The sequence below is a fragment of the Cognatundibacterium squillarum genome (genome assembly GCF_014652435.1).
In the GTDB taxonomy this organism is placed as follows: domain Bacteria; phylum Pseudomonadota; class Gammaproteobacteria; order Burkholderiales; family Burkholderiaceae_D; genus Undibacterium; species Undibacterium squillarum.
This window is the reverse complement of record NZ_BMYU01000002.1, coordinates 308,709-321,081: the sequence shown is the minus strand read 5'-3', so window position 1 is coordinate 321,081 and position 12,373 is coordinate 308,709. Positions and strand designations below refer to the sequence as shown.

Sequence of the window (12,373 nt, the reverse complement as noted above, 5' to 3'; positions counted from 1 at the left end):
CATGAAAAACTGGCTGCCGTTTGAATGGATCGTTGCGCTGCGTTTTCTGAAAGAAGGACGCATGCAGACCGCGTTTATCATGGGCGGTATTGCCATTGGCGTGGCGGTGATTGTGTTCATGTCGGAATTGCTGATCGGATTGCAGGGTAATTTCATCAAACGCGTGCTGACCGGCCAATCCCACGTGCAGTTACTGAATCAGAAAGAACAGGCCAGACCTTTGCGTGAGCAGGAAGCCGCCACGATTCAGGCGCCAGTGCAAAGGGTGCGTTCTATCGATCAGTGGCAATCGGTAAAGAAAACCCTGCAGGCAATGCATGGTGTGCAAGTCGTGACACCGACTCTATCCGGCGCGGCATTGCTGACCCGTGGCGGTGGCAGCCGTTCGGTGTCGGTGGTTGGTGTGGAGGCGGAAGATTATTTCCGTATCGTCGCGATTCCGGAAAAAATCGTGAAAGGCCAGCCGCGTTTGTGGGCCAGCGATATTCTGATCGGCACTGATCTGGCATCTGATCTCGGGGTTTCGCTTGGTGACAAAGTCAGACTCGACACGGGTAACGGCTCTGCGATGGTACTTACGGTGTCCGGTATTTTTGATCTGGGCAGCCGTGGTGCGAATCAGCGCACGACTTTTGTATCCCTGCGCACGGTGCAAAGCCTGCTTGGTTTGCCCGGCGGAGCCACCACGCTGGAAGTCACGGTCATCGATGTCTGGGCGGCAGAAGACATGGCGCGGCAAATGACGCGCATGACCGGCATCGAAGCAGACAGCTGGATACACAATAACGCCCAGTTTTTTGCATCAATCAGCGCGCAAACCACCGCCAACACCGCAATCCGCTTTTTCGTAGGTTTATCGGTGGCATTCGGGATTGCCAGTGTGCTGGTGGTTTCCGTTGTGCAAAAGTCGCGTGAAATCGGGATTTTGCGGGCGATGGGGATTACGCAGGGAAAAATTCTCAGGGTATTTTTGTTGCAGGGCGGGTTGCTCGGGCTGGGTGGTTCACTGATTGGTTGCTCGCTCGGTGCGACCGGATTACTGCTGTGGGAACACTTTGCGCGCAATCCAGATGGCACGCCGATGTGGGTGCTGGAATTTCACACGGCATTGTTCGGTGGAGCAGTTGTTCTGGCGATGCTGACCGGTCTGCTGTCTGCGCTGGCACCGGCCTTACGCGCCGCACGGCTGGACCCTGTGATTGCTATCCGCGCCTGAAAGATGGGATATGAATACGCAGACTGATCAGAAAAACAGTGTGCCGGTGATGGAATTGTCCGGCATTCGTAAATCCTTTAATGTCGGCACGCCGATAGAAAACGAAGTCTTGCATGGTATTGATCTGATTCTGCCGCAGGGAGAATTCTGTGCGGTGATGGGGCCGTCCGGCTCCGGTAAAAGTACCCTGTTAAATATCGTTGGTTTGCTGGACCGTCCTACAGCAGGTGATCTGCGCATTTTAGGCGAATCTACCATCGCACTGGATGATGCTGCGCTGACCCATTTGCGCGGAAAAACCATCGGCTTTGTGTTTCAGTATCACCATCTGATTTCGGCCTTTACTGCTCTGGAAAACGTGATGATGCCGATGCTGGGACAGCGCGGTTTTCCGGATGATGCGATGCGTGCACGTGCTGAATTCCTGCTGGAAAGCGTCGGGCTGACGCGCTGGAAAGATCAGCCAGCCAATCGCTTATCCGGCGGACAGCAGCAAAGGGTGGCTGTGGCACGCGCACTGGCGATGGACCCGCCTCTGCTGCTGGCTGATGAACCCACCGGTAATCTGGATACGCAAAGCGCCGAAAGCGTGTTCACGATGCTGCGCGATGTCAGCCGCGAGCACGGTACCGCGATTCTGTTTGTTACGCATAACCCGGAACTGGCAGAGCGTTGTGACCGTACGGTGCGCGTGGTGGACGGACGTTTGCAGTGCTGAAACGCCGCTGCCAGACCCGTGGTTTCAGCTACGGGTCTGACTTCATTTTCATAAAACGGCGTCGCGTCTGATGGCGTTAATGTGTTTGTGGCCGCTGGCTGTGAAAGTGAACAGATACACCAGCCTTGCGATCCAGCTTGCCGTTAATGAAGGTGATCCATAACGACAGCATCACCACCAGCGCGCCTATCCACGTTGTATGCAGCAGACCAAGGTGTTCGACGATCACGCCACCCAGCCACGCTGCGAATGCAATACCCAGATTAAAAGCTGCGATATTGAGGCCGGATGCAACATCCACCGCCTCCGGTTTCAGGCGTTCGGCTTGTTGTACAACATAGACTTGCAAGGCCGGTACATTACCGAATGCAAATCCGCCCCAGAGCAGAATCGTCGCGATTGCAGCCACCGGTGAGGAGGCAGTGAAATACAGCAGCAACAGAATCGCCGTGAGCGCGGCAAAAATGATTTTCAGCGCCGCGACCGGACCCCGGCGGTCCGCCAGCTTACCGCCCCAGATATTCCCGACCGCAACAGAAACACCATACACCAGCATGACACCGGCAATTGCCCCGGACTGCAGTCCGGTAATTTGTTGCAGAATCGGTGCGAGAAACGTGAACGGGATGAAAGTACCACCGTAGCCAATCGCAGTTTTTGCATACACGAGCAACAGGCGCGGTTCGGTCAGAACACCCAGTTGCTGGGCGATGCCTGCTGGCGGCGTATGGCGCAGTTTTGCCGGCACAAACAGCAGGCTGCCGAAGAATGCAATTGCACCCAGCACAGATACGGCCAGAAAGCTGGCACGCCAGCCAAAATGCTGACCGATCAGCGTTCCCAGCGGTACGCCCGTGACCAGCGCCACGGTCAGGCCGGTGAACATGATGGCAATCGCGCTGGCTGCCTTTTCCCGCGCGACCAGACTGGTTGCGATCGTCGATCCTATGGAGAAAAACACGCCGTGCGCAAGTCCGGTCAGAATCCGGGCCAGCACGAGTGTGCTGTATGAAGATGCCTGCCATGCAATCAGGTTACCGGCGGTAAATAACAGCATCAGACTGAGCAATAAGCGTTTGCGTGCGACTTTACCGGTCAGCGCAGTCAGTACCGGTGCACCAACAGCAACCCCGAGGGCATACAGGCTGACCAGTAATCCGGCGGATGGCAGGGAAATGTTTAAATCGGCAGCAATCGTGGGTAGTAATCCGACAATCACAAATTCTGTGGTGCCGATGGCGAACGCACTCAGCGTCAGCGCAAATAAGGCGATAGGCATAAAACCTCCGAAGAATGACAGGGAGGCGCAGTATCGCAACTTGATTGATGCAAATTAAGACGGTAATCTGCATAAATCTATTGAGTGTGAGTCAATAATGAAGACAAGTACCGAAGAATTGCTGGCCTTCGTCACCGTGGTTAACACGGGGTCATTTACGGCTGCTGCCGATCAGCTAGGTCAGACTGTTTCAGGAATCAGCCGCAGCATGTCGCGACTGGAAGAAAAACTGGCCACGACGCTGCTGCACAGAACGACACGCCGGCTGGCGCTGACGGAGGAAGGCGAATTGTTTCTGGCGCAGGCGAGACAGATTCTGGCTGCGATAGAGGATGCGGAAGAGCAGATCTTACTGCGCCGCCAGCGACCAGGTGGCACCCTGCGGATTAATGCCGCATCACCGTATATGCGGCATGTCTTGTTGCCTGTTATTGCGGCATTCCGCGCCTTGTATCCTGAAATCCGGCTGGTGCTGAATACCAGTGAAGATTTAATTGATCTGATTGAGCAGCGCACCGATCTCGCGTTCCGTATCGGTACGCTCAGCGATTCCAGTCTGCATGCCCGCAGTCTGGGACAATACCGCTTGCGCATTCTGGCAGCACCGGCGTATCTGGAAAAACATGGATGGCCGCAACAGGTCAGCGATTTGCAGCAGCATCAACTGATCGGATTTTCTCAGCCGGAGAGCCTGAATGACTGGCCTTTACAGCATGGGACGCAGCAAATCTACCGGATTCTGCCTGCCCTGACAGCTTCAAATGGTGACATCGTGCGCGAGCTGGCGCTGGCAGGCGAAGGCATTGCTTGTCTGGCAGACTTTATGACGGAAAAAGAGCGGCACAGCGGGCGACTGGTACCGGTGCTGGAAGCCGTGACGCGGGAAATTTTTCAGCCGGTGAATGCGGTGTATTACCGCCACACTGAACTTTCTGCCCGCATCCGCGTATTTCTTGATTTTCTGAGTCATTCATTGGCAGTGAACGAAGACAAGCTTCTGCCAGCGCAGTGAAGTTGACGCAGATGATCTGAAAAAACAAAATTCAGACCGATTCCGGTCTAGATACCGTCACCTGCATTGCTGACAATGCCATTTGCTGCGCGGTTTGCACTCCGGCAACTGCGGCCAGCATGTCAGGAGAGTTCAGCGATGCAATTTACTGAAGAAGTACAGCAAACCCTGCAGCATCTGAAAGCGCAGGGAAAAACCTATACGCAGTGTGTTTTTTTGCTGGCGGGCGAGTTTGGATACAGCTTACCGGTGGCGCACCGGATTACCGAGGCAGTGTGGAATCTGGATGGCAATCAGCAGGAAATTTTCCATATACCACCCGGCAGTAGCGTTGCCTGCCCCGAGATTGATACCCGCCGGCATGGCGCCAGTATTCCATTATCAGACCGGCATGTCCGTGTCGCTTTTGAACAGATCGCGCCGCGTATCGTGTTGCTGGATGATTTCTTATCGGATCAGGAATGTGACGCGCTATGTGCATCTGCAGAGGGATTTCGTGCTTCGGTGGTGATGTCTGGCAATGATGCTGCCACGGAAGTTGACCGTGGCATACGTACCAGTATGAGCGCAACACTGCCGTCATCGAATATCTTTGTGCAGAAGGTGCAGCGGCGTACTGCGGAATTACTGAACTGGCCCCTGCAGCAATGCGAAACACTGCAGATCCAGCGTTATCTGCCCGGTGATCAGTACAAACCGCATTACGATTATTTTCAGCCCGGTGCGGACGATTTCGAACAGATCGTCAGCCGCAGCGGCCAGCGCATCGGGACGCTGATCATGTATCTGAATACGCCGGAGCAGGGTGGTGACACCTATTTCTGGAATCTGGGGATCAAGATCAAAGCGCGTAAAGGGAGTGCATTGTTTTTCAGCTATCCGGATGCCACCACCCGCAGCGGTACTTTCCACGGCGGCGACATGGTGACGGCGGGTGAAAAGTGGATTGCCACCCAGTGGTTGCGTACGCCGCCTGTCCCTTCAACTGCAGTTTGCGATCAGTAAGAAAATCATCAGATGTATTGGCAGCCACTCCTGCCAATGATCCTGAAGCCGGTATGTGTTTTCAGGATGCACGAAAACCGTTCTTTGTCTGATGAACATCGGTAACGTACGCTCGCTGGCTTGCCATCCGGCCACCACCACCTCATGCCAGCTCAATCCCGCAGAACTGCCAAAGCCGGTGTCAGTGATGACACCGTGCGTCTGCCGACAGGTATCGAGTCTATCGGTGATCTGATTGCCGTTCCGGAGCAGGCGCTGGCGGAAGCGTAAGCCTTTCCCTCCGCAACAGTGATTCGTCCGGTGCCGGCCAGACAGTGTTTGCCGGACGAATTTCCGCAGTCTTATATCTGACATTGTGCAACTATCGTCATTCAGCATTCCCGGACGTCCGCAGTTTCTGCCGACGTCCGGCAAACCGCTGTGCTGAACCCCGCATTTGAGGCATTTGGAAGGCATTTCAGGCAAGGGCTGATGGTTTTCTGTGTTCGGGCTATGGTGTGCAAGGCAAAGGCGAATTTTTGTCCAGATATGGCTGAATATACTTTTCAGCCTTGCCGCCGGGATTGAGCGTATTCAGTGCTGCTTTCAGGCTGCTGGATGCCTTATCCAGCCCTTCCGCCTGATAGTTCCTGGATGTCACCAGAAAAGCATCCCGTCCACCGAAGGCAATGGCCGGCTGGGCGACGATTTTTCCTAGCTCTTTTGTAAAACGCAGATCAAATTGTGTAGTGGTGTAACTGGCGATAAAGCCGTCAATACGCTGCAGCATCAGGTTTTGCATATTCTGTTTGCTGGAATTCACTTCGTCACCCGTGATGACGCCGTTTTGTATTGCTTCGATGAATTCCGCCGGGAGAGCATAGCCACGGCTGTAGCCGATGCGTTTTCCCTTCAATGCCTGCAAGGATGTGTATTCGCGTAATTTTTCTTTACGGATAAACAGAGTAGGCACACCCTGATGCACAGGTGCAATAAAGTCGGCAAAACCAGCGCGCTCTTCGTTATAGAACAAGGGCATCGCGAAAGGCACTTGTCCGGTTTGTACCAGGTACAGCACGCGCTTCCACGGATAAGGCACGATTTTCAGGCGAACACCTGCCAGTTTCGCTGCATCACGCAGTAAATCAATATCCGAGCCTCGCACGCTTTGTTGTTTGCAGGAAAAAGAATACGGGGCTAGTGCCTCATCCACGGCGACTTCCCATACAGGATCAGATGCGCGGTTAGATTGCGCAAATACAGTGCTGGTCAGCGACAACAACACCATCACCATCACCGCAAGTTCTGAGCATCGCAATTTCTTCACGTACCGCATCTTCACAGCTGCTGATATTCACTCAGTCGGATGGACACCACATTCGCCGGAAAACAAAAACACGTTTGCATATGGATTAGCAACATGAATGACGCCTTTTGAAAGACTGCGTTCGGTACAGCTGAAAAGATAAAAAACCAGCAAAGGATGTTTCGTTTTCCTATAGTAGAACGAGTCACTTCAGAAGCCAAATTTGCTTTGATGCAATTTGAATTCTGCATAAATTATACGTAGACCGGAATGCCGGTGCACTTTGCGCGTTGCTACAGGAGCTGCGGATGTCTCATCAGATTTACAGCCGTATCAATGGAACAGAATTGTTGTATGCAGTGACAGAACAGGAATTGAATACGCTCTGTGAGCTGGCCGCCAGTTTTTTTGCAGTGCAGTCCTGCGTTGTCAAAATTCAGGATAATGGCCATTTCTGGATCAAGGGCAGTTCCGGCATTCCGGAGCAACTGAGCGATCACGAAGCACAGTGCTGCCGTTGCGTTATGGAGACATGCCGTCCATTGCTGATCAGCGAGGCACCGGTACAGGAAAGTTCTTTCCGCGCTTATGCAGGATATCCTTTGCAGATCGAGCGGCAACTGGTCGGGGTTTTGAGTCTGACGGACATGTGTGTCCGTCCGGATTTTCAGGAAGCCGGATTCGAGTCAGATTTAGGCCGGTTTGCCGCACTGACGTCCTCAGTGCTGACAGCGGCCTATCTGAAAATGCGTGCTGCCGCCAGACCGGATATTTTCCGGCACAGCCCCTTTGGCATGCTGGTCTGGAGTGCAGGCCCGGTCATGCGGATAACCTACGTCTCTGAACAGGCGCGGGTGTTGCTTGGTGATGATTTATTTATTTCTGCGACGGATACCGGTTTTCTGAGTTTATTGTCTCAGAATGATGCGCTGGCCTATCAGAAAGTGCTGAGTCTGCACCGCGCGCCGGACACGGCGGAGCAGGAAATCACTTTCCGGCTGAAAGATAAAGCGGTATGGATCAGCCAGTTCAGCTATCCGGAATACGATGCTGACGGGCATCTGCAGTCGGTTTATTGCTATTTGCTGAATGCAACAGCGCAAAAAGCTGTAGAACAGCAACTGGAGCGTGCGCGGCTGGAAATGTATGTGCGACTGGATTCTGTCGCGATTGGTACGTGGTCATATGATCCGCAAACAGATATTCGCCGTGTCAGTCCGCGTATGGCGGAAATGCTCGGTTTCGCACCGGAAGAATTGCGTATTGCGCAGCGCGACTGGGTAGAGCTGATACATCCGGATGACCGTGCCTACGTCAGCGCTGCAACGCGCGAGGAACTGCAGAACCGCCAGCGTCATCCGAACGAAAAGCTGCGTTTGCGCTCTGTTGAGTACCGTATCCGCAATCGTGACGGCGTGTATCTGTGGGTGCAAAGTGGCGGTGCGTTTATTGAAAGTACTGAAACGCCCGGGAGGTTTGTGCTGCTTGGATCGTATATCGACATTACCGCACGCAAACAGGCAGAAAGCGCACTGAATGAACGCAGAACCCTGCTGAACATCATCCAGCAGGCGCAGCAGCAATTTATGCTGACACGGGATTTGCAGGCAGCTTTTGCGCTGATTCTGAATCAGTTGCTGAACTTGTTGCAATGCAGTCTGGGATGTATTGCTCTGGTGAAACACGGAGCTGATGGCCGTCCGGATTACTTTCTGAGTACGGTTCTTGATGTTTTCGGTGAAACTTCATATCCGGTTTTCTCTGGTCATACGCCAGTATTCAGCGGAAACGAAAAGACCAATTTGCTGACTGATTTATTGCATGACAGCCGTGCCACGTTTTTTAACGCACCTGCACCGGAGAACGCCTGCCTGCCGGATGGCATGCCGCAGCCAGAAAACTATCTCGGCATCCCGGTATTTTTTAATGGTGAACTGACAGGATTGCTGGTACTGGCGAACCGCTCAGTCGGATTCAGTGACGAAACTATCGAATTATTGTCGCCGGTCGTGCTGAGTCTCGGTGCGCTGATTCATACGCGCGATGAAGAAGAAAAACGGATGCAGACAGAAGCCCAGCTTGCAAAGCTGGCTGTCACCGATACGCTGACCGGCATTCTGAACCGGCGCGGTTTTTTTGAGAAAACCAGCGATTTTCTGGCTTTATTCCGGCGCTACGGAACCCCGTCCACCATTGCGATTATTGATATTGATTTCTTTAAGCGAGTGAATGACCGTTACGGTCATGCTACCGGTGATGAGGTGTTACGTTCCGTTGCATCAGTACTGGCGGGTGGTGTCCGTGACACGGATGTGGTGGCGCGCTTCGGCGGCGAAGAATTCGTGATTCTGTTTGCCGCGACCGGCATCGCGCAGACTCAGGCAGTGATGGAGCGCATTCGTGTTGCAGTCGCCGGTGTTTCATTTTTTGCGCAGGGAAAACAAGATGAATTTTTCGTCACCATCAGCGCCGGACTGGCTCAGCTGGCGCAGGAAGAAAGTACCGTCGATAAGTGGATCGCTGCAGCCGATGTCGCCTTGTATCAGGCGAAAGCGCAGGGGCGCAACCGCGTGGTGTGTTATCAGCCCGGAGCGTCGGGTAACTGATCGAAACGCGCTGAATCTTGGGTTCGTCCGTATTGGTCGTCGTGGTTTGCGCTGATGATTTTAAACAGCAAAACGAAAAAGCTATTGTTTTTATAGTTAAATGCAATTGGAAGTTGCCATTCGATTTGCCTAATCTATCGATGTTGTCACACGAAACCCGAATAAAGGAAGCAAATCATGAGTACACCATCCAAATGCCCGTTTGCTGCACAACATGCCAATAAAGCCGTCGCCAGTGCGCGTTCCAACAGCGACTGGTGGCCGAATCAGTTAAATCTCGCCATTTTGCATCAGCATCATCCTGCATCGAATCCGCTTGGCGGCGAATTCACCTATGCGGAAGTGTTTGCGCGTCTTGACTACACTGCACTGAAACAAGACCTGACCGATCTGATGACCAGCTCTCAGGACTGGTGGCCGGCAGACTGGGGACATTACGGTGGTTTGTTCATTCGTATGGCATGGCACAGTGCCGGTACTTACCGTACTGCCGATGGCCGTGGTGGCGCAGGGACTGGCAATCAGCGCTTTGCACCACTGAACAGCTGGCCGGATAACGGTAATCTGGATAAGGCACGTCGTTTGCTCTGGCCGATTAAACAGAAGTACGGCAATCAGATCTCCTGGGCAGATCTGATGATACTGGCTGGTAATGTGGCACTGGAGTCCATGGGCTTTAAAACCTTTGGTTTTGCCGGTGGTCGTGAAGATATTTGGCAGCCTGAGGAAGATATTTACTGGGGTTCAGAAAAGCAATGGCTGGCCAACAGCAAAGCAGAAAACAGTCGTTACAGCGGTGAACGCGAACTGGCGAACCCGCTGGCAGCCGTACAGATGGGGCTGATTTATGTGAATCCGGAAGGTCCGGACGGCAATCCTGATCCGGTTGCCTCGGGGCGTGATGTGCGCGAAACCTTTGGCCGGATGGCGATGAATGATGAGGAAACCGTCGCACTGGTTGCCGGTGGTCATACCTTCGGTAAAGCCCACGGTGCAGGCGATCCTGCACTGGTTGGCCCTGAACCTGAGGCAGCACCAATCGAAGCACAGGGGCTGGGCTGGATCAATCAGTTCGGCAGCGGCAAAGGTGTGCACACCACCACCAGCGGTATTGAAGGTGCATGGAAACCGAATCCTACCCAATGGGATAACGGTTACTTCGACATGCTGTTCGGTTACGAGTGGGAACTGACGAAGAGTCCGGCCGGTGCGCACCAGTGGGTGGCGAAAGATGTGAAGCCGGAACACATGATTCCGGATGCCCATGATCCGTCCAAAAAACATCCGCCGATGATGACGACTGCTGATTTGTCGCTGCGCTTCGATCCTGCGTATGAAAAAATTTCGCGCCGCTTCCATCAGGATCCGGCAGCATTTGCCGATGCCTTTGCCCGTGCCTGGTTCAAGCTGACGCACCGCGATATGGGCCCGAAAGCACGTTATCTTGGCCCGGAAGTGCCGCAACAAGACCTGATCTGGCAAGATCCTTTGCCTGCAGTGAATCATGTACTGATCGGTGAAACAGAAATCGCCGCGCTGAAGCAGGACATCTTATCCAGCGGCCTGACGATTGCAGAACTGGTATCGACAGCCTGGGCGTCGGCATCGACTTTCCGTGGTTCCGACAAACGCGGTGGTGCGAACGGAGCACGTATTCGCTTAGCACCGCAGAATGAATGGGAAGTGAACCGTCCGCAGCAATTGCAACGTGTATTGTCCATGCTGGAAGGCATACAGACACGCTTTAACGCCAGCCGCAGTGACAATATCCGCGTTTCGCTGGCAGATCTGATCGTGCTGGCCGGTACTGCGGCAGTTGAAGCCGCCGCTGCAGCTGCAGGACAAGCAGTCAGCGTGCGCTTCACACCGGGTCGTACCGATGCAACCGCAGAGCAAACCGATGCAGAATCGTTCACCGTCATGGAGCCGGTGGCTGATGGTTTTCGTAACTACCAGAAGCAGACTTACCGTATGCCTGCCGAAGCCTTACTGGTTGACAAAGCCCAGTTGCTGACACTGAGTGCGCCGGAAATGAGTGTACTGGTTGCCGGTCTGCGTGTACTCGGTACCAATGCCGATGGTTCTGATACCGGTGTGTTTACCAGCCGTGCCGGTCAGTTGACGAACGATTTCTTTGTGAATCTGCTGGACATACAAACCAGCTGGAAACCTGTGAATGAGTCTGCACAACTGTTTGTAGGCACAGACCGTAAAACAGGCCAGCGTAAATGGATGGCGAGCCGCGTTGATCTGGTATTCGGCTCAAATTCCCAGTTGCGTGCGATTGCTGAAGTGTATGCGCAACAGGATAACGCAGCGAAATTCGTACGCGATTTCGCCAGTGCGTGGAGCAAAGTCATGGAGCTGGATCGCTTCGATCTGCGATGATTCCCCCTGTGCAACCCGCTTCCCCCGGAGCGGGTTTCAGCACCATCCCGCTGCGGCGGGATTTTTTTATTTCCGGCAAACCAATATCGCCGATATGAAGTGCGCATAGCCATTCGGGTAAAATATATCCGTTTTCCTTGTTGCTGATTTTTGGGTGGAAGCCAGATGAAAAAGCAGATTGAAAAAATCGGACAGGTCGTTGTGCGTTCGGCGAATGTTGCTGGTCGTGGCTTGTCCGGTGTACAGCATCACGCGCAAGACCTCGGGCAGGTCATTACCCATACCGTCAGCAAAGGTGCGCAGGATGTGCTGGCAAAGGCAGGTTCAGCCGCAGGTTCGGCAGTCAGTACCGCTGCCAGTACGGCATTGCAGGCAAAAGACCTTGCTGTGCAATCTGTAACCGACGTGATCACGCACGAAAAAACCAAAGCGATTGTTGAACAAGTGATAGACGTGAGTACCACGATCGTTGACGGTGCAGGACACGGCGCAAAGGTCGTTGGAACGCAGGTTGTCGATTGCGTGAAAAAAATCGACCAGAGCCTCGAAGAAAATCATCACGACATCAAAGAAAAAACAGAAATGGTTTCCATGGGCTTTGGTGTTGCCGCCGGCGTGACCGCCGGTGCCGCCATCATTGGCCCGCCGGTCATTGCAGCAATCGCGCCTGTGATTGGCGCTGCTGCAACCGTCTCCGGCGCAGTGGCCGGTACTGCTTACTTTTATTCGAAGTGGCGGGATAAGAAAACACCGTTGGATGAAAATACGGTTGATCCGGCGCACACACCTTCTGCTACAGAGCCTCAACAGAAAACTGACTAAGCGGGAATTGCCGGTATTGAGCTTGTCATTGATTGAAAAGTT

General features: G+C 53.6%; 9 protein-coding genes and 1 pseudogene. 8 read left to right on the top strand and 2 right to left on the bottom strand.

Annotation, left to right across the window (positions count from 1 at the left end; genetic code table 11):
* Position 1: 1 nt before the first annotated feature.
* Both IE092_RS05645 and IE092_RS05640 read left to right on the top strand, forming a co-directional pair.
* On the top strand, positions 2 to 1,216 hold the full coding sequence (locus IE092_RS05645) for an ABC transporter permease (RefSeq protein WP_189356058.1): 1,215 nt from the start codon (positions 2 to 4) through the stop codon (positions 1,214 to 1,216).
* Positions 1,217 to 1,226: 10 nt separating this feature from the next.
* Positions 1,227 to 1,934, top strand: coding sequence for an ABC transporter ATP-binding protein (locus IE092_RS05640; protein ID WP_189356057.1), 708 nt, complete (start codon positions 1,227 to 1,229; stop codon positions 1,932 to 1,934).
* A gap of 76 nt (positions 1,935 to 2,010) precedes the next feature.
* Here the strand turns inward: IE092_RS05640 and IE092_RS05635 are convergent, their stop codons facing one another.
* Positions 2,011 to 3,213 (bottom strand): MFS transporter, encoded by a 1,203-nt coding sequence (locus tag IE092_RS05635; protein ID WP_189356056.1) that lies wholly within the window; start codon positions 3,211 to 3,213, stop codon positions 2,011 to 2,013.
* Positions 3,214 to 3,310: 97 nt separating this feature from the next.
* Between IE092_RS05635 and IE092_RS05630 the strand changes: the two genes are divergently transcribed.
* The 3 genes and pseudogenes from IE092_RS05630 to IE092_RS18760 form a co-directional block, all read left to right on the top strand.
* Positions 3,311 to 4,225 (top strand): LysR family transcriptional regulator, encoded by a 915-nt coding sequence (locus IE092_RS05630; protein ID WP_189356055.1) that lies wholly within the window; start codon positions 3,311 to 3,313, stop codon positions 4,223 to 4,225.
* 138 nt (positions 4,226 to 4,363) lie between these two features.
* Entirely contained in the window at positions 4,364 to 5,230 is an 867-nt protein-coding gene (locus tag IE092_RS05625; protein ID WP_189356054.1) for a prolyl hydroxylase family protein, read from the top strand.
* A 50-nt stretch (positions 5,231 to 5,280) separates the two neighbouring features.
* Positions 5,281 to 5,500 (top strand): annotated as a pseudogene (locus IE092_RS18760) (PLP-dependent transferase); the annotation flags it as partial.
* A 220-nt stretch (positions 5,501 to 5,720) separates the two neighbouring features.
* On the opposite strand, the gene IE092_RS05620 reads toward IE092_RS18760, so the two are convergent.
* Complete coding sequence (locus IE092_RS05620; RefSeq protein WP_189356053.1) at positions 5,721 to 6,536, bottom strand: substrate-binding periplasmic protein; 816 nt, start codon at positions 6,534 to 6,536, stop codon at positions 5,721 to 5,723.
* Between the two features lie 287 nt (positions 6,537 to 6,823).
* On the opposite strand from IE092_RS05620, the gene IE092_RS05615 reads away from it, so the two are divergent.
* From IE092_RS05615 to IE092_RS05605, 3 genes are all read left to right on the top strand, one after another.
* Positions 6,824 to 9,121: a sensor domain-containing diguanylate cyclase gene (locus IE092_RS05615; protein ID WP_189356052.1), complete on the top strand. Its 2,298-nt coding sequence runs from the start codon at positions 6,824 to 6,826 to the stop codon at positions 9,119 to 9,121.
* Positions 9,122 to 9,298: 177 nt separating this feature from the next.
* Entirely contained in the window at positions 9,299 to 11,509 is a 2,211-nt protein-coding gene (katG, locus tag IE092_RS05610) for a catalase/peroxidase HPI (RefSeq protein WP_189356051.1), read from the top strand.
* Between the two features lie 165 nt (positions 11,510 to 11,674).
* Positions 11,675 to 12,331 (top strand): hypothetical protein, encoded by a 657-nt coding sequence (locus IE092_RS05605; protein WP_189356050.1) that lies wholly within the window; start codon positions 11,675 to 11,677, stop codon positions 12,329 to 12,331.
* Positions 12,332 to 12,373: the final 42 nt, after the last annotated feature.

What these genes read in the sequence shown, in the direction of transcription:
- katG (WP_189356051.1), top strand. Translation starts at nt 9,299, where the DNA reads ATGAGTACACCATCCAAATGCCCGTTTGCTGCACAACATGCCAATAAA.
- IE092_RS05635 (WP_189356056.1), bottom strand. Translation starts at nt 3,213, where the DNA reads ATGCCTATCGCCTTATTTGCGCTGACGCTGAGTGCGTTCGCCATCGGC.
- IE092_RS05645 (WP_189356058.1), top strand. Translation starts at nt 2, where the DNA reads ATGAAAAACTGGCTGCCGTTTGAATGGATCGTTGCGCTGCGTTTTCTG.
- IE092_RS05630 (WP_189356055.1), top strand. Translation starts at nt 3,311, where the DNA reads ATGAAGACAAGTACCGAAGAATTGCTGGCCTTCGTCACCGTGGTTAAC.
- IE092_RS05605 (WP_189356050.1), top strand. Translation starts at nt 11,675, where the DNA reads ATGAAAAAGCAGATTGAAAAAATCGGACAGGTCGTTGTGCGTTCGGCG.
- IE092_RS05640 (WP_189356057.1), top strand. Translation starts at nt 1,227, where the DNA reads ATGAATACGCAGACTGATCAGAAAAACAGTGTGCCGGTGATGGAATTG.
- IE092_RS05625 (WP_189356054.1), top strand. Translation starts at nt 4,364, where the DNA reads ATGCAATTTACTGAAGAAGTACAGCAAACCCTGCAGCATCTGAAAGCG.
- IE092_RS05615 (WP_189356052.1), top strand. Translation starts at nt 6,824, where the DNA reads ATGTCTCATCAGATTTACAGCCGTATCAATGGAACAGAATTGTTGTAT.